The 24,491-nt window shown below is 63.4% G+C and carries 25 protein-coding genes; 11 read left to right on the top strand and 14 right to left on the bottom strand.

The genetic code is table 11. From position 1 onward, the window contains the following. Position 1 precedes the first annotated feature (1 nt). From SM753_RS01900 to SM753_RS01920, 5 genes are all read right to left on the bottom strand, one after another. Positions 2–271, bottom strand: coding sequence for a hypothetical protein (locus tag SM753_RS01900; RefSeq protein ID WP_138797625.1), 270 nt, complete (start codon positions 269–271; stop codon positions 2–4). Continuing rightward, positions 264–1,316, bottom strand: coding sequence for a ketol-acid reductoisomerase (ilvC, locus tag SM753_RS01905; RefSeq protein WP_135534380.1), 1,053 nt, complete (start codon positions 1,314–1,316; stop codon positions 264–266). Before ilvC ends, SM753_RS01900 begins: the two co-directional genes overlap by 8 nt. 28 nt (positions 1,317–1,344) lie before the next feature. Beyond that, positions 1,345–1,935: an acetolactate synthase small subunit gene (gene ilvN, locus SM753_RS01910; protein WP_135534381.1), complete on the bottom strand. Its 591-nt coding sequence runs from the start codon at positions 1,933–1,935 to the stop codon at positions 1,345–1,347. Between the two features lie 55 nt (positions 1,936–1,990). Beyond that, entirely contained in the window at positions 1,991–3,787 is a 1,797-nt protein-coding gene (ilvB, locus tag SM753_RS01915; RefSeq protein WP_323190332.1) for a biosynthetic-type acetolactate synthase large subunit, read from the bottom strand. A 586-nt stretch (positions 3,788–4,373) separates the two neighbouring features. Then, positions 4,374–5,618 (bottom strand): 2-isopropylmalate synthase, encoded by a 1,245-nt coding sequence (locus SM753_RS01920; protein WP_135534759.1) that lies wholly within the window; start codon positions 5,616–5,618, stop codon positions 4,374–4,376. A gap of 555 nt (positions 5,619–6,173) precedes the next feature. Here SM753_RS01920 and SM753_RS01925 point away from each other — a divergent pair. The 4 genes from SM753_RS01925 to SM753_RS01940 all read left to right on the top strand — a co-directional run bounded on the left by SM753_RS01925 (position 6,174) and on the right by SM753_RS01940 (position 10,075). Continuing rightward, the gene (locus tag SM753_RS01925) at positions 6,174–6,629 is read left to right on the top strand and encodes a ferritin-like domain-containing protein (protein WP_323190333.1); all 456 of its coding nucleotides are present in this window, start codon (positions 6,174–6,176) and stop codon (positions 6,627–6,629) included. Between the two features lie 66 nt (positions 6,630–6,695). After that, positions 6,696–6,995: a DUF5779 family protein gene (locus SM753_RS01930; RefSeq protein ID WP_135534384.1), complete on the top strand. Its 300-nt coding sequence runs from the start codon at positions 6,696–6,698 to the stop codon at positions 6,993–6,995. 269 nt (positions 6,996–7,264) lie between these two features. Then, positions 7,265–8,074, top strand: coding sequence for a sugar phosphate nucleotidyltransferase (locus SM753_RS01935; protein WP_369335312.1), 810 nt, complete (start codon positions 7,265–7,267; stop codon positions 8,072–8,074). A gap of 765 nt (positions 8,075–8,839) precedes the next feature. Continuing rightward, entirely contained in the window at positions 8,840–10,075 is a 1,236-nt protein-coding gene (locus SM753_RS01940; RefSeq protein WP_135534386.1) for a Cdc6/Cdc18 family protein, read from the top strand. 172 nt (positions 10,076–10,247) lie between these two features. On the opposite strand, the gene SM753_RS01945 is transcribed toward SM753_RS01940, so the two are convergent. Next, the gene (locus tag SM753_RS01945) at positions 10,248–11,006 is read right to left on the bottom strand and encodes an MBL fold metallo-hydrolase (RefSeq protein WP_323190334.1); all 759 of its coding nucleotides are present in this window, start codon (positions 11,004–11,006) and stop codon (positions 10,248–10,250) included. A 228-nt stretch (positions 11,007–11,234) separates the two neighbouring features. Beyond that, entirely contained in the window at positions 11,235–11,915 is a 681-nt protein-coding gene (locus SM753_RS01950; RefSeq protein ID WP_323190335.1) for a VOC family protein, read from the bottom strand. Between the two features lie 118 nt (positions 11,916–12,033). Here SM753_RS01950 and SM753_RS01955 point away from each other — a divergent pair, with 118 nt between their 5' ends. Further along, a complete protein-coding gene (locus SM753_RS01955; protein ID WP_323190336.1) occupies positions 12,034–12,717 on the top strand; it encodes a hypothetical protein in 684 nt (227 codons plus the stop codon). A 34-nt stretch (positions 12,718–12,751) separates the two neighbouring features. Here the strand turns inward: SM753_RS01955 and SM753_RS01960 are convergent, their stop codons facing one another. The 4 genes from SM753_RS01960 to SM753_RS01975 all read right to left on the bottom strand — a co-directional run bounded on the left by SM753_RS01960 (position 12,752) and on the right by SM753_RS01975 (position 17,285). Next, positions 12,752–15,217 carry an STT3 domain-containing protein gene (locus tag SM753_RS01960; protein ID WP_323190337.1) on the bottom strand — a complete coding sequence of 822 codons (2,466 nt, stop codon included), beginning with the start codon at positions 15,215–15,217 and terminating at the stop codon, positions 12,752–12,754. A gap of 140 nt (positions 15,218–15,357) precedes the next feature. Continuing rightward, the gene (locus SM753_RS01965; RefSeq protein WP_323190338.1) at positions 15,358–15,849 is read right to left on the bottom strand and encodes a hypothetical protein; all 492 of its coding nucleotides are present in this window, start codon (positions 15,847–15,849) and stop codon (positions 15,358–15,360) included. Positions 15,850–15,863: 14 nt separating this feature from the next. Further along, a complete protein-coding gene (locus SM753_RS01970; protein ID WP_323190339.1) occupies positions 15,864–16,322 on the bottom strand; it encodes a hypothetical protein in 459 nt (152 codons plus the stop codon). Positions 16,323–16,466: 144 nt separating this feature from the next. Continuing rightward, positions 16,467–17,285, bottom strand: a complete 819-nt coding sequence (locus SM753_RS01975) for an undecaprenyl-diphosphate phosphatase (protein WP_323190340.1) — start codon at positions 17,283–17,285, stop codon at positions 16,467–16,469. Positions 17,286–17,517: 232 nt separating this feature from the next. On the opposite strand from SM753_RS01975, the gene SM753_RS01980 reads away from it, so the two are divergent. After that, complete coding sequence (locus SM753_RS01980) at positions 17,518–17,931, top strand: hypothetical protein (RefSeq protein ID WP_135534393.1); 414 nt, start codon at positions 17,518–17,520, stop codon at positions 17,929–17,931. Positions 17,932–18,028: 97 nt separating this feature from the next. On the opposite strand, the gene SM753_RS01985 is transcribed toward SM753_RS01980, so the two are convergent. Beyond that, positions 18,029–18,238, bottom strand: coding sequence for a ribbon-helix-helix domain-containing protein (locus SM753_RS01985; protein WP_135534394.1), 210 nt, complete (start codon positions 18,236–18,238; stop codon positions 18,029–18,031). 101 nt (positions 18,239–18,339) lie between these two features. Between SM753_RS01985 and SM753_RS01990 the strand changes: the two genes are divergently transcribed. Beyond that, positions 18,340–18,666 carry a hypothetical protein gene (locus SM753_RS01990; RefSeq protein WP_323190341.1) on the top strand — a complete coding sequence of 109 codons (327 nt, stop codon included), beginning with the start codon at positions 18,340–18,342 and terminating at the stop codon, positions 18,664–18,666. Here SM753_RS01990 and aglJ read toward each other — a convergent pair. Both aglJ and SM753_RS02000 read right to left on the bottom strand, forming a co-directional pair. Next, positions 18,663–19,757 (bottom strand): S-layer glycoprotein N-glycosyltransferase AglJ, encoded by a 1,095-nt coding sequence (gene aglJ / locus SM753_RS01995; RefSeq protein ID WP_323190342.1) that lies wholly within the window; start codon positions 19,755–19,757, stop codon positions 18,663–18,665. The genes SM753_RS01990 and aglJ overlap by 4 nt on opposite strands. Positions 19,758–20,048: 291 nt before the next feature. Beyond that, positions 20,049–20,183, bottom strand: a complete 135-nt coding sequence (locus tag SM753_RS02000; RefSeq protein ID WP_259371278.1) for a hypothetical protein — start codon at positions 20,181–20,183, stop codon at positions 20,049–20,051. 94 nt (positions 20,184–20,277) lie between these two features. Here SM753_RS02000 and SM753_RS02005 point away from each other — a divergent pair, with 94 nt between their 5' ends. From SM753_RS02005 to SM753_RS02020, 4 genes are all read left to right on the top strand, one after another. Further along, positions 20,278–21,126 (top strand): helix-turn-helix domain-containing protein, encoded by an 849-nt coding sequence (locus SM753_RS02005; RefSeq protein ID WP_138797636.1) that lies wholly within the window; start codon positions 20,278–20,280, stop codon positions 21,124–21,126. Between the two features lie 311 nt (positions 21,127–21,437). Next, positions 21,438–22,580 (top strand): NAD-dependent epimerase/dehydratase family protein, encoded by a 1,143-nt coding sequence (locus tag SM753_RS02010; RefSeq protein WP_135534398.1) that lies wholly within the window; start codon positions 21,438–21,440, stop codon positions 22,578–22,580. Continuing rightward, on the top strand, positions 22,576–23,472 hold the full coding sequence (locus SM753_RS02015) for an SDR family oxidoreductase (RefSeq protein WP_323190801.1): 897 nt from the start codon (positions 22,576–22,578) through the stop codon (positions 23,470–23,472). The genes SM753_RS02010 and SM753_RS02015 overlap by 5 nt, the downstream gene beginning before the upstream one ends. Positions 23,473–23,531: 59 nt before the next feature. After that, a complete protein-coding gene (locus SM753_RS02020; protein WP_135534400.1) occupies positions 23,532–24,476 on the top strand; it encodes an NAD(P)-dependent oxidoreductase in 945 nt (314 codons plus the stop codon). Positions 24,477–24,491: the final 15 nt, after the last annotated feature.

Raw genomic sequence — 24,491 nt, forward strand, 5'->3', positions numbered from 1 at the left:
CTCATTCTTCGGTCACGTGCTCCGTTACAGCCTCGTCCTCGTCGGAGTCGGTGTGTTCCCGGCCCCGTTCGAAGACGCGGTTCGCACCCTCGCCTTCCGGGTCGTCGTGGCTCACGTCGCGCATCTGGTTTTTAGACTGTTCTTCCGTTTCTTCCGGCTCCGCCTCCGCTTCTCCTCCGTCCGCCGCGACGGTGGGGCCGCGTCGGAACAGTTTGCCGGCCGTACGGTCGTCGTACGGATGCGTGTGGTCGACGTCGTTCATTTTAGTCATCTGCTCTCACCTGTTCTTTATCGGTTTCCTCGGCTTCGTCTTGGGCTTCGGCCCACGCGAACAGGTCGCGCAGGCGCTCGCCGACGTTCTCGACATCGTGGTTCTTCTCGGCCTGCCGAAGCTGGGTGTAGCTCGGGCGGCCGGCCTGGTTCTCCGCGATCCACTCCCGGGCGAACTCGCCGGTCTGGATCTCTTCGAGCGTCGCCTCCATCTTCTCGCGGGCGTGGTCGTCGACGATCTCGTCACCCTTGACGAGGCCACCGTACTCGGCGGTGTCGGAGACGGAGTCCCACATCTCGCCGAGCCCGCCCTCGTACATCAGATCGACGATGAGTTTCAGCTCGTTCATGCACTCGAAGTAGGCCATCTCGGGACTGTACCCCGCGTCGACGAGCGTTTCGTAGCCGTGCTTGACGAGGCTGGTGACGCCGCCACAGAGGACGGCCTGCTCGCCGAACAGGTCAGTCTCGACCTCCTCCTGGAACGTCGTCTCGATGACGCCCGCACGGGTACAGCCGATCCCCTCGGCGTACGCCAGCGCCTCCTCCTTGGCCTCGCCGGAGACGTCCTGATACACCGCGATCAGTCCGGGCGTCCCCTGATTCTGCTCGTAGTTCCGGCGGACGAGGTGGCCCGGCGACTTCGGCGCGACCATCGTCACGTCGACGTGCTCCGGGGGCTGGATCTGATTGTAGTGGATGTTGAACCCGTGGGCGAACTGCAGGGTGTCGCCCTCGTCCAGTTCGTCCTCGATGGCCTCGAAGACGGCGGGCTGGACGGTGTCGGGCACGAGGACGGAGACGATGTCCGCCGCCGCCGCCGCGTCGTCCGGCGTCGCGACCGTCAGTCCCTCGTCCTCGGCGGCCGCACGCGAGGAGGAGTTCTCTCGCAGGCCGACGACCACGTCCACACCGCTTTCGTGTAGGTTGAGCGCGTGGGCGTGGCCCTGGCTACCGTAACCCAGGACCGCTACGGTCTTGTCGTCGATCGCCGCACTGTTCGCATCCTCGTCGTAGTATACCGTGGTAGTGAATTCCTCTGTCATTGGTGTCGGTGGGGGGTGAACGCGTTCATCATCTCGTTTCCTCCGCGCCGCGTTCGAGCGCGGCCGTGCCGGTGCGGACGACCTCCAGTATCTCGAACCGGTGGAAGGTGTCGACAGCGGCCTCTATCTTCTGTCTGCTTCCCGTTATCTCGACGGTGACCGTCTCCTGGCTGACGTCGACGGCCTCGCCGCCGTACATCTCGGCGACGGACTGGACCTGGTCGGGCTTCTCGCCCGACACCTTGATCAACGCGAGTTCGCGCTGGGTAGCGTCGGTTTCCAGTTCCGTCACCGAGACGACGGGGATGAGCTTCTCCAGTTGCTTTTTCGCCTGTTCGATGCCCGGTTCGGGCTCCTCGATGACGAGGGTGATCCGGGCGCGGTTTTCCTCCTCTGTGGGCCCGACCGTGAGGCTCTCGATGTTGAACTGCCGCCGGGAGAACAGCCCCGAGACGGCGGCCAGCACGCCTGGCTCGTGTTTGACCGTCGCCGACAGCACGGCGCGCTGGGCCTCCGGCTCTGCCTCGACCGCGGGGTCGATGCGAGCGCCCTGAGAGTTGCGGCGGCCGTCGGGATGTGGCCGCGCACCCGGATCGGGTCCGGGGAGCCCTCCGGTCATCGTCTGCCCTCCGTTCGTGCGATTTCGACAGTCGTCAGCGGTGATTCGGCGTTCGTCATAGCTTGTCCAGATGGTCCGTTTGCAGTGCGAACTTCCCGTTTTTCCCGCCGCTGGGAACCATCGGGAAGACGTTCTCCTCGGGGTCGATGTGGAAGTCGATGACGGCGGGCCCGTCGTACTCGACCGCGGCTTCCACCGCGTCCTCGACGCCGTCGTAGTCCGCGACGGTGAACCCGCGCGCGCCGAACGCCTCCGCGAGTTTCGCGAAGTCCGGACACCACGAGTACTCCGAGGCCATCCGTCGGCCTTCGAAGAAGCCGTCCTGCCACTGTCGGACCATCCCGACGTACTCGTTGTTCAGGACGGCCACGGTGATATCCAGGTTCTCGCGGACCGCGACAGACAGTTCCTGCACCGTCATCAGGAAAGAGCCGTCGCCTTCGAAGCAGACGACCGACTGGTCGTCGTCGGCCGCGAGGCGGGCGCCGATGGCGGCTGGCAGGCCGTACCCCATCGTCCCCAGGCCGTGCGAAGAGACCCACGTCCGGGGCTCAGTGTACGTCCAGAACTGGAACGCCCACATCTGGTGCTGGCCGACGCCGGTCGTGACGACGGTGTCGTCTTCGGTCGCCTCATCCAGCACTTCGACGACGAACTGCGGCTTCAGCGGCTCGTCGTCGGGTGTGGCGTAATCCATCGGGTACTCTTCCTTCCATGTCCCGACCTGCTCGCGCCACTCGGCGTAGCGGTCGGCGGGGTCGGGGCGGTTATCTAACTCGTCGTCTAGCTGGTCCATCACACGCCCGGCGTCGCCGATCAGCGGGTAGTCCGCGTAGATGTTCTTCGATATCTCGGCCGGGTCGATGTCGACGTGGATGACCTCGGCCTCCGGCGCGAACGAGTCGACGCCGCCCGTCAGGCGGTCGTCGAACCGCGTGCCGACGCCGAGCAACACGTCACAGTGGGTGACCGCCATGTTGGCGTACCCGGTGCCGTGCATGCCGGCGACCTCCAGCGAGAGTTCTTCGTCCTCGGGGAACGCCCCGATTCCGGGCATCGTCGTGATGACGGGGATCTCGTACTCCCGTGCGAACGCCCGCAGTTCGTCGGTCGCCTCGCCTTTTATCACGCCGCCGCCGGCCAGGATAACGGGTTTCTCGGCGGCCGCGAGCGCGTCAGCGGCTGCCTCGACGGTTCCCTCGTCGGCTTCCTCCGGCGGGTTGTACGTGTCCGGCGTCGTCGTCTCGCCGGAGTTCGTTTCGGTCTCTTCCTGCGTGATGTTCTTCGGCAGGTCGACCAGCGTCGGCCCCTGTCGACCTTCGTCCGCGACGGCGAACGCCTCGCCGACTACGTCGCCGATGGTTTCCGCGTCGTCGGCGAAGTAGTTCGTCTTCGTGATCGGGTCGGTGACGCCGGTCGTGTCAGTCTCCTGAAAGGCGTCGTTACCGACGAGATCCGTCGGCACCTGACCGGTCAGCGCGATCAGGGGGTCGGAGTCCATGCTCGCGTCGGCGATGCCGGTCACCAGGTTCGTCGCGCCGGGACCGGACGTCGCCAGGCAGACGCCCGGGTCGCCGGAGACGATGCCGAACGCGTCAGCGGCGTGGGCCGCGCCCTGCTCGTGGGCCATCGTGACGTGGTTCAGGTCGGAGTAGTACAGGGCGTCGTAGACGGGCATGATCGCGCCCCCCTGGACGCCGAAGAGGTGTTCGACGCCCGCGTTTTCGAGGGTCGCGACGACCGACCCCGCGCCGGTCGACACCGCCTGCTTCGCTGCCGCTTCAGCGTCCTCGTCGTCGCTCGCTTGCGCCTCCGCCTTCGTCTGGGTGGTCGGTGGAACTTGCTCGGTCATCTGGTCCCTCCTCCGAACGGTGTCGGTCGGTACGGTCCGGACTCCGCGGTTTCCGGTTGACGGTTTGCGAGGGATGTGGTCGTCGGGCGATACTGTGTGACTGCTGTAGGTGTACTGGACATGGTTGGGGCAGGTGCTGGGTCGAAGGTCGATACGAACGCCGGTCGAGAATGGAGTAGTGTAGGGGCTAGTGTGCCCCTACAATAATCTCGCCGAGAAGAGCTACCAGGACAGCCCCGCCGCTCCGCGACTGCACGGGAGCGGAAGTCAGTGACTGTCTCATTGATAGTGAGGTAGTGAGTTCCGGCAGTATAACTCTTGTGCGAGTCGCAATGATTGCTCACACCGGGTGAACAGTAACACACATCGCGCGAGCGATGAGTTCCCCGCGGTGCGTTGTGAGTCCGGTGGTGTGAGTAACGACTCCGGCAGTGCGAGTTGTCAGTCCGGCGGCGTGAGTGGTGGCTCCCTCGGTTCGAACAGTTGACCCCGAAGGGGTGATCGGATGCGCCCGAGTCGCGGACTGTCCGCTGGCCGATATCGTCTACCTGCCGCTGGCGGACGGGGGCGAACCGGGCGGGCATCATCAGGCGTGGACCTCCTCCTGTTCGCGGTCGACGCCCTCCTCTCGGGCGAACTGTTTCAGGTCGGTCATGGTGACGCGCTGTTTCTCCGCGCCGTAGTCCTTGACGCGTCGAGTGACGGCGCGCACCTCGTCGTCGCTCGGGTCGAAGCCCGCGTCTTGCAGGCGTTCTCGTACCGAGTGATTGCCGGTGTGCTTGCCCAGTACCAGTTCCCGCTGTGCACCGACCATCCCGGGCGTCATGACGCCCGGCTCGAAGGTGTCGGAGTTCTCGATGACGCCCGCGGCGTGGATGCCGCTTTCGTGGGCGAACGCGTTGTCGCCGACGACGGGCTTGTTGCCCGGTACGTCGACGCCCGACTTCTCCTCAACTAGCCGCGAGAGCGCGGTGATACCGGTCGTATCGATGCCGGTGTCGACCTGATAGACGCTCTCTATCGCCATCACGAACTCCTCGTAGGCTGCGTTGCCCGCGCGCTCCCCGATGGAGTTGACGCTGACTTGCGCCTGGTCGGCCCCGGCCTCGATGCCGGAGATGGCGTTTGCGGTCGCCATCCCGAAGTCGTCGTGCGTGTGCACGTCGACGCGGGCGGTCGTGTGCTCACAGACCATCTCGATCAGGTCGTGGAACCGCCGCGGCGTCGCGACACCGCAGGTGTCGGGGACGTTGATCCAGTCGGTTCCCGCCTCGGTGACGGCCTCGATTATCTCGACCAGGAACGCCTCGTCCGTCCGCGTGGCGTCCATCGGCGAGTACATTACTTCGACGCCGGCGTCTCGCAGGCGGGAGACGGCGTCGACGGACCGTTCCATCACCTGCTCGCGGGTCGCGTGCATCGAATCCTCTATCTGCACGTCGCTGGTGGACGCGAACACGTGCACCATCTCGACGCCAGCGTCGAGGGCCGCTTCGATGTCCTTGTCGACGACGCGGGCCAGCCCGCAAACCGTCGTATCTGTGCTTTTAGCGATGTCGCTTACGGCCTCGAACTCGGCGTCGGAGTTGACGGGGAACCCGGCTTCGATGACGTGGGTTCCCATCCGGTCGAGTGCCGTGGCTATCTCGCGTTTGTCCTCATAGGAGAATGACGTGCGCGGCGACTGCTCCCCGTCGCGGAGCGTCGTGTCGAAAACTCGTGCGCTGTCTATCTCGCTAGTGGAATCTAACGTGCCCTGGAAGAACTCGATCCCCCCGGCTTGTACCGGAGGACGAATCCATGGACTGCGTATTGCGCTCAGGCATGGTATCTGTGTAGGGGCCCTTTCCGATATATAAAGGTGTCCCTGTGACAGGTTTCGGCGTACATGTTTCGAACATGATAACACAGTCGTATTCGGTAAATCGCAAGACGTAGACGGCCTTGTTTTCTACATATTCCTTATACACTACGGAAGGCACGGAGGGAGATGAACTACGTCATCGATAGTGATATTGAATTGTTTCCGCCTAGAGCCGTAAAATAATCCGTGCGTGAACTCGCACGCGCTTCGAGCGGTGCAGAGTGATCAGTTGCGGACTGTCGATGACAGTCCGGCCGTCACGTAGAAAACAGTCGGAGACACTCGCTCCGACGCTCCGGCGGAAGGACCGAATAGGGTAGGACATGGCCAAACGGTGGAGGCTTGGGCCGAACGGTGAGGGTTGGGCCGAACGGTGAGGCTTGGCCAAACGGTGAGGGTTGGGCCGAACGGTGAGGCTTGGCCAAACGGTGAGGGTTAGGCCGAACGACGAGTCCGTTTTGATTGAGCAGTTGGCCCGTTCAGGCCCGCAACTAAGCCGCTGGATGTGGTACGTCCGTGGGGATGACGAGCGATCAGGTAACGCAGTTACTCAGAAAGGCGTACGGGGACGAAATCGAGACGGTGATGAACTACTTGACCAACTCAATCGTGCTGGACGGAGTCAGCGCCGAAGAGGTCAAAGAGAGCCTGGAAGTGGACATTCAGGAGGAACTCGACCATGCTCGGATGATCGGCCAGCGACTGAAGCAACTAGACCAGCGGCCGCCGGCGTCGATGGACTTCCAGGCTAACCAACAGAGCCTCCAACCGCCCGAGGATAGCACGGACGTCCTCTCGGTCATCGAGGGGGTTCTGGAGGCCGAGGAAGACGCTATCGAAACGTATCGATCTATCATTACCGCCGCCGAGGATGCCGACGATCCGGTGACTGAGGACCTCGCCGTCACCATCCTCGCTGACGAGGAGGCCCACCGAACCGAGTTCCGCGGGTTCCGGAAAGAGTACCGGAACGACTGACCCAAATCCCCGCCGAACGGTTCTGTGGGGCGAGGATTTTTCTCATGGGGGGACGACCCCGAAGGTATGAGCGACTTCAGTCTCGACCTCAGGTCGGTCGAGGACCACATCGAGGATGAAGACGACGGGATGGGGGCCGCGCGGATCGAACTCGGCGTACTCGACGGGACGACGCCGGACGAGGAGTGGATCGAAACCATCGAACAGGGAACGATACTCGTACTAAACGTCGAGGGAGACGTGAACGAACTCGCCGCCGGGTTCGCACGCGACGTGAGAGACGAGGGCGGCGAACTCGTTCACTTCAGGGGGTTCTTGCTCGCCGCGCCACCCGGCGTTCACATCGACACGGACCGGTTGGAATAGCAGTCGACCGTTCGTATCGCGACGGCGTCCGCCGGTGCCTCGGTCGGACTGTCGGATTTCGGTCTCGGTCCGTGGAGCTCTGAAGCGGTGCTGTAACGTCGACGTGGTAGGGGTGTCGACGTGGTAGGGGGTGTCGACGTGGTAGGGGGTGTCGACAGGGTAGGAGGCGTCGACGTGGCAGTAGGTGGCGACGTAGTAGGGGGATCGATGCCAGGCATCACTCACGGTATAGTTTTTTCCAGCGTCCGCGCGTTCGTGTTCGTACAGACATGGACGCCGTTGTTCTCGCTGCCGGGGAAGGGTCGAGACTCCGACCGCTGACTGACCAACGACCGAAAGGACTCGTCGATGTCGCCGGTAAACCGCTGTTGACGCACTGTTTCGATGCGCTGGTCGACATTGGGGTCGACGAACTCGTCGTCGTCGTCGGCTATCGCAAGGCCGACATTATTGACCACTACGGCGACCAGTACGGCGGCGTACCGATAACGTACGTCCACCAGCGGGAACAGTTAGGACTGGCGCACGCACTGTTGCAGGCCGAACCGTACGTAGACGACGACTTCGTGCTGGTCAACGGCGATAACGTCTTTCGCGCGGATCTGACGACGGCGGTTGACCGGCATCGAGAGAGTGAGTCGGAGGCGACGCTCCTCGTCGAGGATGTTACCGAAGAGAAAGCCAAAACGACAGGTGTCGCGGAAACCGGGGCGGACGGTACGCTCGTTTCGCTGGTCGAGAAACCGGACGACCCGCCGTCGACGCTCATTCAGACCGGGTTTTTCGTCTTTTCGACCTTGATATTCCACGCCTGTCATTTAGTCCAGCCGAGCGACCGGGGGGAGTACGAACTAACCGACGCTATCGGTCTCCTGATCGGAAGCGGCAGGACGTCGAGACGGTCGAACTCGACGGTTGGCGGGCGAACGTCAACACGGTGTCCGACATCGAAGGGGTCGAACGACAACTCGGCCAGTGACCCGACGAAGCTTTTGCTATCACGTCGAGCGCTTACACTCGTTCGACTGCTTCGCGGATCTGGACAGGAACACGATCTGGCCGGACACGAACTCGAGTAGATGGCTGTGACGATCCCTCAGACACCCACCCCACGTTTCCGATGCTTTGAGAGAGATAGAGTGGGGGTAGCGGAGTTCTTCGGCCGGGAGTCGACGAAAGATGTTCGTTTCTAGCTTACCGCCGAATAATCTGCATATTATTTAGAAAAGCTTTAATATGTCATCTTGGAAATAGTCCACTAGCCGAATAAAAGAGCTTAGATGAAGATCGATCTTCGTGCGGATCTGACGATGGTGTCAGTGGTTTCAGTGTTGCTTCGACGTGAGAGAATAGAGTAACTCGCGTTAATCCGGTCGAGCAAAACACGGACGCTCTCTCGGATACCCCTCAGGTAGAAAGACGAGAATGGTGGGAAAAAAGAGAGTCGATGCAGGACTATCGGGACTCACAGGACTGAGTGTCGGTCTACTAAGCCTGATTCTCCCGCAATTGGTGGACTGATATCCTCGAAAGCATCGGAAACGAGGGGTGTGACAGTCAAGGCATTCGATACGGTGGGGATTCGTAACTGACCGATCTTCCCCCCGGCCTTCTCGACCGGAAGCATCGGAAACGTGGGGTGGGTGTAACTGGTTCCCGTACCCACTATCTGTGACCCGGTAGCATCGGAAACACGGGGTGGGCCTCCAGTTCAGGGGAAAATCCCGATCCAGAACCGATCCGAACCGTGAGATCATCCGGCGTGTTCTGTACGCCGAAGCATCGGAAGTCCGGGGTGGGCGAAACCGCGTAGTTTATCAGTGACCCATCGATTGAGGGATACGATGGGAAGTCGAGAGTCAGCGGACATCGCGAAGGAAGTGTTCGAGCAGGAAGACCAGATCTTCGCGAACAAGCAGCTCTTGAGCATCGGGCACGTCCCCGAACCCGACCGGATCGTCGGCCGCGACGACGAGATCCGCGACCTGGCCGAGCAGTTGCGCGGCGCTATCGAGGGGTACTCCCCCGACAACGTCATCGTCTACGGGAAGACGGGGACCGGGAAATCGCTCGTTTCGAAATACGTGATGGGACGTGCGCAAGACCTCTCGGAGGACGACGTCTCGGTCGGAACCGCGTATCTCGACTGCTCCGAGGACAACACCGAAACGCAGGCCGTCTCTTCGCTTGCCAACACGTTAAACGAAGAGATCGAAACGGATATTTCCGTCCCGCAGACGGGTCTCAGCACGTCGAAATACTACAAGCGCCTGTGGCAGATACTCGACCGGCGCTACGACGTGATGATGGTGATCTTGGACGAGGTCGACCTGATGGCCGACGACGACCTCCTGATGAAACTCTCTCGCGCCGAGGAGGCGAACAAGGTCGACTGCCACATCGGCGTCATCGCGATAAGTAACAAGATCCAGTACGCCGAGAACCTGAACGAACGGGTCAAATCCAGCCTTCAGCACAAGGAACTGTTCTTCCAGCCGTACGACGCGACGCAACTCCGCGAGATCATGCGAAACCGCGCGGACGCCTTTCAGGAGGACGTGCTCACCGACGACGTGATCCCGCTCTGTGCGGCGTTCGCCGCACAGGAACACGGTGACGCCAGGAAGGCGATCGACATCCTTCGGCACGCGGGCAAGATAGCCTACAAGAACGGCTCGGACGTCGTGACCGAAGAGCACGTCCGCGACGCCCAGCAACTCGCTGAGAAGGACCGCTTCCGCGAACTCATCGACGGCGCGCCAACCCAGGCCAAAACCGCGCTCCTCTCGCTCGCTGAACTCTCTCTCAACAACGACACCGAGGCGTTTCCGACGCGTGAAGTGTTCAAACAGTACCGCGTCATTTGCGGCGAGATCGACATGGACACGCTCTCCGAGCGCCGTTTCCGCGATATCCTGAAAGAGCAGGCGTTCCTCGGCATCGTCGATGTCGAAAAACTCAACCAGGGTCTGGCCGGCGGTGTGACCCTGAAGAACCGGCTCATCGAGGACCCGGACATCGTCCGAGAGATTCTGCTTGAAGACAACCGAATGACGCAGTGGGCAGACGACGCCGCATAGTCACAAACCGGTCGCCTCCACTACTGCGACCGACGACGCGTCCACTACCACGACTGACAATCCCTCCACTACTGCGACTGACAACCCCTCCACCACCGAAAACGGACGGTTCCAAGCGAGTACCGGAGATGTCGCCGCAACACAGTTATCGCCAACACTGACCGACTGGTAGTCACACTTCAAACGATTCCCGGTCGAGTGCGACCTTCACGTCCCCGTCGAACCGCCCTTCGACCGCCGCTACCATCGCACCTTCCTTTCCTCTGGTCCCCGGATAGAGATGCGTCAGATACACCGTGTCGATGTTTCGTCCGGCGAGCGTCCCGGCTAACTCTGATGGTGACGCGTGGTCACCTCCACCTTCCCCGTCCGGATGCGCGCAGTCGTGAACGAGTACCGACGATCCGTCCGCGAGTTCCGCGACGCTCTCGGTCGCTCTGGTATCGCCGCTAAAGGTGATGCCGTCGGTCTCGGTATCCGACCCATCATCGTCGAACCTGTATCCTAACGTCTGCACGGAGTGGTCTGCCTCACAGGCACGCATCTGGAATCCGGCGGCGTCGAACTGCCCGGGGCCGACTTCCCGAACCGTCAGGTCGGCCCGCTCTTGGACGTTATCGACCGCCAGTAGGTGGTCGAGCGTCTCGTCCGTTCCGTTCGGTCCGACGATCTCCAACTCCGAAACTCCGGAGAGTACTCTGGCTTTCACCAGCGAGGGGAGGTCGGCAACGTGATCGAGATGTGTGTGGGTTAACAGTACGGCGTCGACCGACTCGTATCCTGCATCTGTGTCCGCGAGGCGATGGAGAACGCCGCTCCCGCAGTCTACCAGTATCCGTCGGGACCGGTCAGCAGATTCCACAAGCGCACCGCTCTGGTATCTGTCGCCCGTCGGTAATGCGGTGCCAGTCCCCAGGAGAGTAACGCGCATGCGTTGGGTCACTTCCACGGAGACTGGCAAAAGTCTGTGGCCCCGAAACGTGTGTGTGTGGAAAACGCCGTTTCCTTGATCACGACTCTTCATCGGAAAACCTTAGCTCTTCATCGGAAAATCATAGCTCTTCATCGGAAAATCATAGCTCTTCATTGAAAACCACGGCTGAAAGAGAACGCCGACGCGGATCGCGTTTGACCGGAAGCGGTATCACACAACGGAAGTTCAGCAGAACTGCAAGTGGTGGTTGTCGGGGTCGGTGATCCTGACGTTCTCGCCTATCATGGTGACCTTCGAAGCGCGGTTGAGAACCGCGTCGACGGCCACGCCGGGGCTGTCGTCGGTGTCGAAGCCGAGGTCGACGTGAACGCCGCCGCGGCCGTCGGCGATCCCCAACTGTGGTTCCCACAGTTCGAGATCGACCGGCCCGCCGAGACGGACTCGTCTCCGGTCTTTCCCGCGGTCTACAGTCTCGAAACCGAGCGACGTGTAAAACTCCTCCGCGCGGTCGAGGTCAGCCACTTCCAGAACGACTTCGAAGATCCCGCAGATACCGTCGCCGTCGACCGGTCGCTGAGCGAGTTCGACGCAGTTACCGTCGGGATCGTACAGGTACAGTGATTTCCCCGACCCGAACTGACGTTCCTGCAGATCGAACTCTCGACTGAGTCGGTCCCACCAGTACTGGTATTCGTCAGCGGGAATAGCGAACGCGTAGTGAGTGTGCAGGCCGCCGCGGGGTATCTCCCGCGGACGCCGGAGAATCAGAGTACTGTCTCCTGCCCGCAGTTCGACCTCGCGCTCGCCCTCGCGTTCGACCGTCATATCAAGCGCCTCGGCGTAGAACTCCCTGGCTCGGTCGAGGGATTTCACTTCGAGGGCGAGCCACCGCAGTCCGCTGAGCATACCGTCACTACTTCCGGCGGTGACTTAATATCTCGGCAGAGATTCAACAAGCGGCCGTTACCGGGCTGAAAGGCGATTTTGACGACCGTTTATACACCTCGAATCCCTGTGTCCGTGTATGTCGCCTACAGGTGACGGCCGAACGAGCGGTTTCCGGGAAACTGACCGCTGGAACGGTGGCGTCGGGTGGATCGCTCACCCCGACGAAACCATGCAACGGGCCAGTCACGCCCTCGTAAACGACGGTGAGGTTTGGCTCGTCGACCCAGTCGACTGTGACGGCTTGGACGACCTGATCGCTCCGTTCGGCGACGTGGCAGGAGTCGTTGTCCTCCTCGACCGACACACGCGCGACGCCGACGCCCTCGCATCCCGCCACGACGTGTCGGTCCATCTCCCGCGAACGCTCAGCGGCGTCGCCGACGATATCCACGCGCGAACCAAAACGTTCGATAAAACGCTTGGGAACACGAACTTTCACGCGATACCCGTCGTCGATAACCCGATCTGGCACGAAGTGGCGCTGTACGACGCCGATTCGCGAACGCTCGTCGTTCCGGAAGCTGTCGGGACCGTCGACTACTTCCGGACCGGGTCGGCACGCCTCGGCGTGCATCCGATGCTGCGCGCACTGCCGCCGCGTGACGCACTCAGCGGCCTGGTTATCGACCGGTTGCTCGTCGGTCACGGCGAAGGTGTGTCGAAAGACGCCGAGAAAGCTCTGGACGCCGCGCTCCGCGACGCTCGACGGACAGCGCCGGAACTCTATCTCAAAAACGCCAAGAAACTACTGCCGGTGTAACAGACGCTGTCAGGGTCCCGCGCGGTGTCTCCGATTACGTCGTCGAGTTCTCTGACACTTCGACGGCCGTACCGTTTACCACCGCCGCTTCGGAGACCGTCACGGTTTGTCCACCGGCCGAATACTCGCCCGGTTGGGTGACGACGACGCTGAACGTGCCGTTCTCGACCGCCGCCGTCCGTTCGTAGTCGACCGACGTTTCCCCGAGGTCGACGTCTTCCGTTCTCGAAATGTTCACAGTGTCGTTCGATGACGTCGGTCCGGTTACCGTCGCCCCGGAGACGAGCGTGAAGACCTTTCGAGTGCCGTCGTCGGTAGCGTACACCGCGCGGTAGTGGTCGGTGTCGACGCCATACTCCTCGTGAAGTCGGTAGTACATCGCGTCCTCGGAGACGCTATCACCTATCGTTCGGTCAGCGGTAACGACGTACTGGACCCGACCGTCGAGTCGTTCGTACCACTCGGTTCCGTTCGTCGCCGCGAGGAACCCGTCGTAGTTCGAGCGTGCGAACCAGTAGGAGCGCGAATCACCGCTCGCGAACGCGTTGTACATCCGGTTCCGGTCCCACTGGCTGAACACGTATCGTTCGTTTTCCGCCAGTCCGCGCTCGGCGGCGTCGCCCTGGATCCACGTCGCCGCCTGATAGGACTCCGATTCGACAGTGAGGTCGTTCGTGAGCGGGGGCGTCAGGAACGCGCCGAGACCCGCTATCAGCACCGTTAACGCAAGGAGTAGCCCGAGGCTACGGCCGTCGACGTTGCCGATCTGGACTGTCGAACGACTCGCATCGTTCCGGTTCTCCCCGAAGTCCGAACGGTGATTGTCTGTATCGTCGCTCCCGGAGAGACACGCGGGGCGACGTGCGAGGTCGACCACGCTCGCGAGGTGGACGAAGCCAACGCCCGCGAAGACGGCGACTGGGACCGCGAGGGCACCCGCGAACCGGACCTGAAGGGTTCCGAGGACCAGCAACAGGCCCACGAACGTCGACGCGGCCAGCCAGTCCGGACGGTCGCGCGATCCGGCGACCCACACGCCCCAGACCGCGTAAGGCAGCGCCAGAAAGAGCACGAGTCCGAAGTAGAAGATCGGCGCGAACGGCCCGCCGAGGTCGGCGTCGAACAGCGACGCCGTCTCTACGATCTCGCTCTGGCCGGCTTTCAGCGCGAGACGCTCCGTCTCCTCCCGGAACTCCGTTGCGAACTCCGGGAACTGCGTCCACGCGACTGCGAAGACGCCGACCGACGCGGCGGTTAGAGTACCGCTCGCGGCCTTCCACGAGAGGCCCGCTCTGTGACTCGCCTCGCCGACGAGCGCCGCCGCGAGCCCACCTCCGAACAGGAACACGGGCGTGAGTGCGACGTAACCCGCCTGCCACTGCCACCCCCCGTGGGCGGCCCAGACCAGTGCGGCGGCCAGGCCGGCAGCGGCGAGCGTCGGTGCGACGCCGCGAAGCGGCGACCGGCCGGCGCGCAGTTCCAGCAACGACCGGGCCAGCAGGTAGAGTCCGGCCGGCAGTATCAGGAGCGGTCCGGCGTTCCACGCCAGCACCTGCGCGGCGAGCGCTCCTCCGAGCAGAACAGTCCAGGGGGCGGCACGAGCGGTAAGCGACCGCGGCGACAGGTCCCTGTCGACGCTCGCGAGGCCGACGAGGGCGTACAGCGACACGGCGACGATCATGTAGTCGAACGCGTGGTGGTCGCCGAAGCCCACCGCAGACCGGTAGGCGTGAATCGGCATCACGGCGAGCAAGCCCGTCGCGGCGAGTCCGATCCGCGCGTCGTCCGTGAGGCGGACGGTTGCCCCGTACACGGCTAGCCCCGTGACCAGAGCGGCGACGACTGGATACCACGCGAGTACGAGGTCAACCGCGCGGGCATCACCGCCGACAGCGAGCGTCGCGGTCCAGAGGACGGCGACGAGCAGGGGCTCGCCGTTCAGGACTCCCTCGGGAACCGCGAACGGCCCCGCGCCGTCGGCGACGAGTTCGAGAAGCCAGTAGCGGTAGAAGTACGGATCGTTCGCGAGCAGAACGATGTCGCCGTCCCGGAACACGCTCGGATAGGCGACGAGACGGAAGGCGGCGACGAGAGCGAGTGCGGCGACGATCCCGACAACGGTGTTGCGCGACGGCGACGGAAGACGCTCGCGAAGCCTCGATAGCTCGTCCGCCACGCCGCGTCCGTTCGCGGCCGCGTTCGTCCCCGCAGTGGCGCGGTCTCCGGCCGACGCCGACTCCGAACGGTGTGAATCGCCGGGGGGCGACTCCCCGTCCAGCGCCGTCCGGACTGCCGGCGGGTCGGCCAGTCGATACTCGTCGCCGACGCGTTCGACCACGTCCCGCGAGACGAGTTCGCCGAAGGTCCCGGAGTCGGCAGAAACGTCGTCGAACGTCCACGTCTCCCGACGCTCGTCGACGTCCAATATCTCCCGGAGGGCGGACTCGAACTCGGGGCGGCCCGCGAGGAGGTCGGATATCTCCTCACGCGGAGCAGTCATGTTCTGCCGGAGAGTTCACACTCGCATAAATCCAACTACTCCGCGTCACGACCCGCGACGGTAGTCGGCGCTCCAGTTCGGACGGTGTTCCACCCCGTACTAGGCGACACAGGGAAACCCCGACATCGTAGCCAGTTCAGTCACTCAGAGCCGCCGAACACGCGTCGGTTTAGCGTTCCGACGACGAGGGCTACGAAGAGCACGACGCCGAGTACGGTCGAGTCCGATGAGACGTAGAGGTTCGGCGACGGCGGGTTCCACGGGACGGGGTACAGCCAGTCGCCCGCCCGTCCGTCGGCGTACTTCCGCATCCCGTCGAGGACGAGTGCAGAACAGCCACCGGCCACGAGAAGACAGTACGCGCGATATCGTCGCTCGCCGAACAGGAGCGCGATCGCGCCGGCGACGAGGAGGACACCGCCGAGCGTTCCGACGGCGCTTACGTCGAACGGGACGCCGAGTACCGTCTCGATCGTCCCGCTACCGACCACTATCTCGACTTTGATCAGGTCGGGGATCGCCGCTCCGCCGGTACCGACTGCGATCCACTCGTCAGTCAACCAGTCCGCCTGCCAGCTCGCGACGGTGAAGGCGGCGTACGCGACGAGGACGTGCGAGAGCAGATCAGCCATCAGCGGTCCCCCGATCAATCACGGTTTCTCACCTCGAACGCGACCGTCTCCAGGTTTATCCGCCAGTGTCGGAAGAAGAGGCCGAGAACGAGCGCCGCTCCGGCGACCGAGACGGCGTACTTGTACAGTTTCGAGCCGCCGCTCTCGTTGACGACGACGGTCCGCGAGACGCGGAGCGTCCGCTCGGCTTCGAGCGTGCCGTACGCCTGCACCGTGCCGCCCGGTTCGACGGTCGTGCGAAACTCAGCCAGCGTCATCGTGAACGCCCCGCCGTCGTGATCCACCCGGAGACGCGCCGTTCCGACGTCGCGGTCGACGCTCTCGACGGTGCCGATCAGCAACGCAGTATCCCCGACGTACCGGTCGTAGTCGGCATCGATATCCTCGGCCGCGGGGTAGGGGTCCCGCTGGTCCTCTGTGGCCTCGTAGTGGACGCAGAGCCCGCCGATCGCCCCGACAAGGAGCAGAAACATCACTCCGCGTCGGATCGGTGACATACCCGACGTGTCGTGAGAGTCGAAATGAGCCTGTCGGTTTCATAGGGCTGTTAGAACTGTGTCACGATATTCGCCGCCCCCGCGTCGGCGAAATACTGAACTGACGTACAACGGACCCTATCAGAGCAGGAGCACGACGCCGCCGAGCGTCGCCAGACCGCCGAGGCCGAGACAGACGGCCCAGAAGTCGACGCGTTCGACGACGCGCATGAGGGCGTCGATGGTCAGGTAGCCGACGACCGCGGCGGCCGTCAGGGCGACGAGCGCGGGGAGGGGGTCGACGCTCGGGATCCCGCCCTCGTCGAGAACCGTCAGCGCGCCAGCGCCGAGGGCGGCGGGCACGCTGAGCAGGAACGAGAGGCGGAACGACTCGGGACCGTCGTGGCCGCGCAAGAGTAACGCCCCGACGGTCGTCCCGGACCGGGAGACGCCAGGGAGGACGGCCAGTCCCTGCAGCGCGCCCACGAGTACCGCGTCAACGAGTGTGGGGGTCGTCCGCGTACTGATCGGTTGCTCGTCGGCGAGGCGCTGGAACACTCCGGTCGCAACGAGCAAGACGCCGACGCCCGCGACGAACAGGCCGCCGCTCAGTTCGCCGACCACGTGGTCGAGCGTGAGATACGCGAGAAGGCCCACGCAGAAGGAGGCGAACGTCGCGATCACGAGAAAGGAGAGGTCGGCAGTTTCGCCGTCGAACGCGTCGGATGCTCGCCAGTCAGGAGCGAGGCGTACCGCTTCCAGTATCTCTTCGCGGTAGTAGACGGACGCCGAGAGCGCGGTCCCGACGTGTAGGAACAGGGAAAACTGGACGGCAGCGCCCGGCGAGGAACCGACGGCGGTGAGAAAGACGGCGACGTTGCCCTCGCTCGAGATCGGCAACCACTCGAAGATCCCCTGTAGGATTCCGGCGACGAGCGCGACGAGCGTGGCGCGGTCCATGCGCTACTCCGCTCACCCGTCGGAGAAATGTCTTCGGATCCTCGGTGAAAGCGGGACATCACTTCCGACGTGGGCGCGATACCGCTTCCAATGTGTGGGGATATCCCCCGACCGCCGCGCGAGAACACCTCTGACTGCCGCGCGAGAACGCCCCTGGCCCCCGCGCGATATCACCTCCGGCGAAATCACGAACCGGCGATACATCTTTGCCGCCTGCCGTCCGAACACGAGTGTGGTGTACGTTACCCGCGGTCTCGTAACGGTCCTGCTCGATATCGCCCGCGACGCGGAGCCGGGGTCCGTCACAGCGAGACTGGCGGTCACGGACGCAAGCGAATTGACGGGGGCGGACGACCTGCCGCCGGAGGCACCGGTGTTTACCGATTTCTATCTCCCGGACAGCGGCCGGTCGGTCACGGCGGTGTTCGGCGTGGACCTCTCCACGCCGTCGGGCCAGACGCAGGGCCGGTTCGTCTCGCACCCCCAGGGTGATCTCGAAGTGTCCCGAACGGACGACCTGGCACAGGTCGTGTTCGTTGCAGTCCCGCCCTGGGAGGCGGAGACCCTCGCTGCGTTCGACCGCCGGGGCCGCCGCCAGGAACTGACGATCGTCGACGCAGAACCGCCGCAGGACACGATAGCGTGACCGTCCGAGCGGGCGCAGCGTGATGCGGCGGAAGTCGGATGTGCCTTACTCCGTATAGCTGGGACCCTGATTCTCTCCAGGCAGCCGAGAACCTCGTTCACTCCAGATAGCCGAGGTCCTGTAGCTGGTCCGTTATCTCGTCGAACTCGGCCTCCGTCAGTTCCCCCTGTTGCTGGTGCTGGATGACGATGCTCCGGAGGAGAAACCGGACGAGGTCGCTCGTGCTCTGGAAACTCGTCCCCTCGATGGTCTCGTCGACGCGGTCGGCGAGGTCTTTCGGGATCGAGACGGTCGTGTAGTCAGTCATACCAGAGATGCGGGTCGGCCGACCGAAAGGTTTTGCGTCCCGCAGAGGGCAGGTCCGACGTTTCAGCGAACTTTTTTGCCGCGGCGTTTGTATCCGCGAGCATGGGAGTACGACCGCCCGCGAACGACGACGGTGACGAACCCGACGCGGTCGAGTTCGGTATCGCAGCGGTCGACGCGAGACTCGACGGCGTGGACGTGACGTTCCCGGCGACCAGAGGCGACATCGTCGATGTGCTGAATCACCCCGACGTACCGTACGACGCGACCGGGCGCACCGTTTCGCTCGCAGACGCCATCGAGGAGACGGGCCAACGGGAGTTCGAGTCCGAACAGGACCTCCTGAACGCTCTGCATCCGGTCTTCGAGAAACACCGATCGTCACCCGCGGGCATCATCGACCAGGTGAAGGCGATGCTCCCCTTCTAGTCGTCTCCGGGTTCGGATTCGACGTGTTCGCCTTCGGGTTCGGATTCGACGTGTTCGCCTTCGGGTTCGGATTCGACGTGTTCGCCTTCGGGTTCGGACTCGACGTGTTCGCCCACCGCGTCCGTTCCCGTCTGTGCGGGTTCGTCACGCATCCCAGGCGAATCAGTCCGCTTTTGCTCGGTCTCGATCCGCTCTAACCGGTGCATCTGGTCGCGATGCAGCGTCACCATCACGTCCGATAGGACGCCGAAGATGAGCAACTGGACGCCGAACAGGACGAAAAACGCGGCGACGATGGCGATCACTTCGTGGCTCACGCCCCGAGCGAACCATTCGTAGCCGACGTACGCGGCGAGGCCGCCGCCGATCAGACCCCCCGATAGCCCCACGCTGCCGAAGTAAAACAGCGGGTTGTTGGTTTTCGCGAGGCGATACAGCGTCAGGATGATCGTGCCGCCGTCCCAGAGCGGGTGGAGGTTCGTCTCGGACGATTCGGGCCGAGCAAGATAGCTGATCGGGACCTCGGTAATCTCGACGCCGTTTTTCACGCATTCTACGGCGAGTTCCGTCTCGATGCCGAATCCCTCGGAGTTCAGACGAAGGCGGTCGACCGATTCGTGGGTGAACGCCCGGTAGCCGCTGAGGATGTCGTACTGTTCTTTCCCGTGGATGTAGTGGAACGCGCGGTCGATGATCCCGTTTCCGAACTGGTTGAGGTTAGTCATCGCTCCCTCCTCCATGTCGGCGAAGCGGTTGCCGATGACGTGTTCCGCGTCGCCCGCGAGCAACGGTTCCAGCATCGACGGCGCGTCCTCCGGGCGATAGGTGCCGTCACCGTCGAGCATCAGTACGTATTCGCTGTCGATGTACGAGAGCGCTTCCTGGATCGCCTGTCCCTTTCCTGACCCGGACTGCGTTACGACGCGAGCGCCGTGCTCTTCGGCGATCTCTCGGGTCCCGTCCGACGAATCGCCGTCGATGACGAGGATGGTGTCGAGTCCCTGGTCGCGAAACCCGTCGATGACCTCGCCGATAGTAGCCGCCTCGTTCAGTGTCGGGATCAGCACGCATACGTCCCGGTAGTCCGCCATTACCGTGACTCCGATCCACGGGCGCAAAAGGTTTGCTTTCACAGATATCGGTCGTCGGGCGAGTCCGTCCACTTCGATAGATCGCTCGACAGAGAAAGATCGCTCGGCAGTTCATCAGTAGCGCACTCGCCGTCACTATAGAACGTTCCTAGGCAGTTGCCCGGCGTACAGTCGAACCTCGCAGAGTCGTCAGTCGTAGAACCGTCAGTCGTCAGCCGTAGAACCGTCATCCAGACAGTTACCAGTCGTACATCCGTCTGTCCGTCGTGCGGTCACCGACCGAACGTCCGGTCAGTCGTCCGCCGCCTCGCGACGCTCGCTCAGGTGTTCCCAGATCTCGGTACACCCGCATCCGTCGTCGACGTCGTCGAGGTGGTCGTCGACCCTGCACGCTTCCGGTTCGTCTTCGGGTGTACCGTCGGACATAGTTACTCAGTTCGTGAGTAACAAATGTGGAGCGGGACATAAACCTTTGGGAGCAACGGCCGATTTACGTGGGATGGGTCTCAATCGGTGTCTAATGGCCGCACGTGACCCAACAGAACTTCTCGAACAACTCGATCTGAAAGAGTACGAGGCGACTGCGCTGTCGCATCTGCTCTCCGCCGGCCGGACGACTGCGCCGGACATCGCGGAGGCGACGGGGATTCCGAAGGCTCGCATCTACGGCGTGCTCGACTCGCTCGCGGAGATGGGATACATCAAGGTGTATCCCGGTCGGCCGAAGGAGTACCAGTCGAAACCGCCGGAAACGATCCTCGAACGGGTGAAGGAAAACCGTCGCCAGGAGTACGAACGGTACTGTAACGAGGTAGAGGACCTCCGCGACGAGTTCCTCGCGGAGTTCCGCCCGCGGTTCGAGCAAGCGGACCAGGACCGTTCGCCCACTGCCGAACTGTTCTACGTCGTCGACGTGGGAGAGCCAAGCGAATCGGAGACGCGACAGCTGTACAACTCGGCGACTGATGGCGTCCACGTCATCACGAACAGCTTCGAGTACTTCGACGGGATCGAATCCGCCTTCAGCGACGCGGTCGACCGCGTCGGCGTCGACGTTCTCTTCCTTCACCCGCGGCACCTCCCCGAGGAGAAACAGGAGATCCAGGCGGACATCGTCGACCGGATCGCCGAGGAGTACCCGCAGGTCGACATCCGTTTCTCCGAGGAACGGCTCCCGTGGCGCGGGACGTTCGTCGACCCTAGCATGGAGTACGACAGCGGGAAAGCCCTCTTCCTCGTCGAAGAGCGCGACGTACCGAACCACAGACGGCAGGCGGCGATCACCGAGAACGGATCGTTCGTGGCGGGAATGAAACGGTATTTCGACCTCATCTGGGAGTACGAGAGCGTCACCGAGTACCCAGAGTAACGGTCCGCACTGGTCGCATACGGAACGATTTCCCACGGACTGATTCTCGTATCGACCGCCGCAAGCGTTCGGCCGAGAGTGTCTCGACTGACGAGGTCGCATCGACTGTGGACCGTATTCCTACTGTCGAGTGTGCACCGTCTGTCGAATACGAATCGGTTGCCGAGCCCGTACCGATTGCTGGCCGTAGACCGGCTATCGAGGACGCACCGTCTGTCGTCCACTATCGGGTGATCTGCGGCCTCAGCCCTCGAAACATTGTATGGCAGACAAAAGGCTTATGAACCAAGTTACTCATATCCTGAGTAACTATGACGGTTCTCGTCACCGGTGCAGATGGCTACGTCGGTTGGCCGACCGCTCTCAGACTGGCGCGACGACTCGACGAGCGAGTTGTCGGCGTTGACAACCTCGCACGGCGCGATTGGGTAGAAGACGCGGGGAGCGTCTCTGCGGTCCCTGTCGACGACCCGGAACATCGTTTCGCAGCGGAACCGAACCTGAGTTTCGTCTACGCCGACCTGGCGGACCGCGACGAAGTGACGCAGTTGCTCGACGTTCACGAACCGCACACGGTCGTCCACGCGGCGGCCCAGCCGAGCGCGCCGTACTCCCAGATCAACGGCGAACGCGCGCTGTACACGCAGCGCAACAACCTCTCGATGAACGTCAACCTGCTCTACGGCCTGAAAGAGGCCGGTCTGGAGGACACGCACTTCATCGAGACGACCACGACCGGCGTTTACGGCGCGCCCGAGTTCCCCATCCCCGAAGGCGGCGCGACGATGGAGAACCAGGGCGAGCGAGACGACGTGCCGTTCCCGGCGATGGGCGGGTCCTGGTACCACGTCACCAAGTCCTTCGACAACGCGAACGCGCGCCTCGCCAATACGCAGTGGGGTCAACCCGTCAGTGACGTCCGTACCGCTATCGTCTTCGGGACCGAAACCGGGGAGACGGAGGAACTCGAACTGCCGACCCGGTTCGACTTCGACTACTACTTCGGGACCGTGGTCAACCGCTTCTGCGCTCAGGCCGTCGCGGGCTACCCGCTCACCGTCTACGGCAAGGGCGAACAGCGCAAGCCGATGGTCGGCCTCCGCGACACGGTCGAGAGCCTCGCGACGCTCGTCGAACGCGGTCACAGCGACAGCGGCGACGTCGACGTGTACAATCAGGTCGCACGCCCCGTCTCGATCATCGAACTCGCCGAGACCATCCAAGAGGTGGGCGAGGAGTTCGACCTGGACGTGGAGATAACCCACGTCGAGAACCCGCGCGACGAGGACGAGGAACACAAGATGGAGATGGAAAACGAGGAGTTCGGTGACCTCGTCGGCGAACCGCAGTCGCTCGAAGCGGGGATCCGCGACGTGTTGACCACGCTGACCCGCCACGACGGCCGGATCACCGCGCACGAGGACCGGTTCTTGCCGGAGGTGTTGCTCGATTAACGTCCTCGTCACGGGGGGCGCAGGCTACGTCGGCAGCGCCCTGTTGCCGGTGCTGGACGAGGAGGCCCACGAGATACGGGTCCTCGACGACTTCTCGCTGTCCTCGCCGCGAAACCTGCTCGACGCGCCCGCCGTGGAGTTCGTCCGCGGCGACGTCCGCGACGAGGAACGGGTGCGAGAGGCCATGGCGGGCATCGACGCGGTGATCCACCTCGCGGCGATCACCGGCGCGGCCCAGACTCACGACATCCGGGAAGAGACGTTCGACGTGAACCTCGGCGGCACCGAGACGGTCCTGCGGGCGGCGGAGGACGCCGGCGTCGACCGGGTCGTCCTCGCCAGTTCGTGCAACGTGTACGGCGAAACGTACGAGACGGACCTCGACGAGTCCTCCCCGACTGACCCCGGAAACCCCTACGCGGAGTCCAAACTCGCCGCGGAGGACGCCTGTTTCGACGCCGACGTCGAAACCGTGGCGCTCCGCCTGGCGACGAACTACGGGTGGAGTCCGGGCGTCAGGTTCAACCTCGTCGTCAACTCCTTCGTCTTCCGCGCCACGATGGGCGAACCGTTGACCGTCTACGGCGACGGTCGGAACTGGCGGCCGTTCCTCCACGTCCAGGACACCGCCCGCGCGTTCGCGGCTGCCCTCCACTGGCCGGAAGGCCGATACAACGTCGGCGAGGGCAACTACCGTATCGAGGACATCGCCGCGGCGGTGGCCGACGCGGTCGGTACCGAAGTGGAAACGGACTACCTCGAAGACGAGGACCCGGGACCGTCGTACAGCGTGACGTTCGACCGCATGGCGGACCGAGAGTTCGTCCCCGAGTACACCCTCCACGACGGCATTACGGACCTCTCGAACAGGTTCGACGGACCGGCGAACTGACGAACCGCACGACGAAAACCCACAGAAGGCCTTTCCGACACCACATTGAGAACCCATACATGACAGAAACGCACACCGTAGGCGTGACCGGGGCCGCGGGCTATATCGGCTCCCGCGTCACGAAGATACTGCTCGACGCCGGCCACGAGGTCGTCCCGATCGATGACTTCTCGACCGGCGACGTCGAGGAGATAGACGGGCTACCCGTCGAGAGCGTCGACATCCGCGACCGCGACGCGCTCCGTACCGCCTTCAGCGACACGGATGCGATCATGCATCTGGCCGGCATTAGCGGCGTTCCGGACTGCGAAGAGAACAAAGAGCGGGCGTTCGACGTCAACGTCGGCGGCACCGAAAACGTCGCGTGGCTCTGTCACGAGTGGGGGACGCCGCTCGTGTTCCCCTGCAGCATGGCGATCATCGGCGACCCCGTCGAGTTCCCCATCTCGTCCGACCATCCCCGGAACCCGCTCAACTTCTACGGGCGGAGCAAGGCGCTCTCCGAGGACGACATCCATCAGCTCGCCGACGGGCAGTTCCCCGCACACGTGTACGTCAAATCGAACCTCTACGGCCACCACGAACTCGGCGGCCGCGAGATCGGCAAGAACACCGTCATCAACATCTTCGTCGATAAGGCGCTCTCCGAGGAACCGCTGACCGTCCACGAACCCGGCACTCAGGCCCGCGACTTCATACACGTGAAAGACGTTGCCCGGGCGTACGCCCACTCGCTCGACGAACTCGTCGGGAGCGACGACGGCGCGACGACGTTCACGCTCGCGAGCGGCGACGACCGGAGCATCAAGGACATCGCGGAAGTCGTCCAGGCCACCGTCGCCGAGGAGCGCGGATACGAGGTCCCTATCGAGATGGTCGAGAACCCCCGAGAGAGCGAGACGGACGTGAGCGATTTCACCGTCGACACGAGCGAGGCCGAGACGGCTATCGGCTTCGAGGCCGAGTACGACGTGGAACGCGCGGTCCGGGAGATGATACGATGACCGTCAACCGCACAG

The sequence above is a fragment of the Halostella sp. PRR32 genome, from assembly GCF_034808085.1.
Lineage (GTDB): Archaea > Halobacteriota > Halobacteria > Halobacteriales > Natronoarchaeaceae > Halostella > Halostella pelagica.

What these genes read in the sequence shown, in the direction of transcription:
- SM753_RS01900 (WP_138797625.1), bottom strand. Translation starts at nt 271, where the DNA reads ATGACTAAAATGAACGACGTCGACCACACGCATCCGTACGACGACCGT.
- ilvC (WP_135534380.1), bottom strand. Translation starts at nt 1,316, where the DNA reads ATGACAGAGGAATTCACTACCACGGTATACTACGACGAGGATGCGAAC.
- ilvN (WP_135534381.1), bottom strand. Translation starts at nt 1,935, where the DNA reads ATGACCGGAGGGCTCCCCGGACCCGATCCGGGTGCGCGGCCACATCCC.
- ilvB (WP_323190332.1), bottom strand. Translation starts at nt 3,787, where the DNA reads ATGACCGAGCAAGTTCCACCGACCACCCAGACGAAGGCGGAGGCGCAA.
- SM753_RS01925 (WP_323190333.1), top strand. Translation starts at nt 6,174, where the DNA reads ATGACGAGCGATCAGGTAACGCAGTTACTCAGAAAGGCGTACGGGGAC.
- SM753_RS01930 (WP_135534384.1), top strand. Translation starts at nt 6,696, where the DNA reads ATGAGCGACTTCAGTCTCGACCTCAGGTCGGTCGAGGACCACATCGAG.
- SM753_RS01935 (WP_369335312.1), top strand. Translation starts at nt 7,265, where the DNA reads ATGGACGCCGTTGTTCTCGCTGCCGGGGAAGGGTCGAGACTCCGACCG.
- SM753_RS01940 (WP_135534386.1), top strand. Translation starts at nt 8,840, where the DNA reads ATGGGAAGTCGAGAGTCAGCGGACATCGCGAAGGAAGTGTTCGAGCAG.
- SM753_RS01945 (WP_323190334.1), bottom strand. Translation starts at nt 11,006, where the DNA reads ATGCGCGTTACTCTCCTGGGGACTGGCACCGCATTACCGACGGGCGAC.
- SM753_RS01950 (WP_323190335.1), bottom strand. Translation starts at nt 11,915, where the DNA reads ATGCTCAGCGGACTGCGGTGGCTCGCCCTCGAAGTGAAATCCCTCGAC.
- SM753_RS01955 (WP_323190336.1), top strand. Translation starts at nt 12,034, where the DNA reads ATGTCGCCTACAGGTGACGGCCGAACGAGCGGTTTCCGGGAAACTGAC.
- SM753_RS01960 (WP_323190337.1), bottom strand. Translation starts at nt 15,217, where the DNA reads ATGACTGCTCCGCGTGAGGAGATATCCGACCTCCTCGCGGGCCGCCCC.
- SM753_RS01965 (WP_323190338.1), bottom strand. Translation starts at nt 15,849, where the DNA reads ATGGCTGATCTGCTCTCGCACGTCCTCGTCGCGTACGCCGCCTTCACC.
- SM753_RS01970 (WP_323190339.1), bottom strand. Translation starts at nt 16,322, where the DNA reads ATGTTTCTGCTCCTTGTCGGGGCGATCGGCGGGCTCTGCGTCCACTAC.
- SM753_RS01975 (WP_323190340.1), bottom strand. Translation starts at nt 17,285, where the DNA reads ATGGACCGCGCCACGCTCGTCGCGCTCGTCGCCGGAATCCTACAGGGG.
- SM753_RS01985 (WP_135534394.1), bottom strand. Translation starts at nt 18,238, where the DNA reads ATGACTGACTACACGACCGTCTCGATCCCGAAAGACCTCGCCGACCGC.
- SM753_RS01990 (WP_323190341.1), top strand. Translation starts at nt 18,340, where the DNA reads ATGGGAGTACGACCGCCCGCGAACGACGACGGTGACGAACCCGACGCG.
- aglJ (WP_323190342.1), bottom strand. Translation starts at nt 19,757, where the DNA reads ATGGCGGACTACCGGGACGTATGCGTGCTGATCCCGACACTGAACGAG.
- SM753_RS02000 (WP_259371278.1), bottom strand. Translation starts at nt 20,183, where the DNA reads ATGTCCGACGGTACACCCGAAGACGAACCGGAAGCGTGCAGGGTCGAC.
- SM753_RS02005 (WP_138797636.1), top strand. Translation starts at nt 20,278, where the DNA reads ATGGCCGCACGTGACCCAACAGAACTTCTCGAACAACTCGATCTGAAA.
- SM753_RS02010 (WP_135534398.1), top strand. Translation starts at nt 21,438, where the DNA reads ATGACGGTTCTCGTCACCGGTGCAGATGGCTACGTCGGTTGGCCGACC.
- SM753_RS02020 (WP_135534400.1), top strand. Translation starts at nt 23,532, where the DNA reads ATGACAGAAACGCACACCGTAGGCGTGACCGGGGCCGCGGGCTATATC.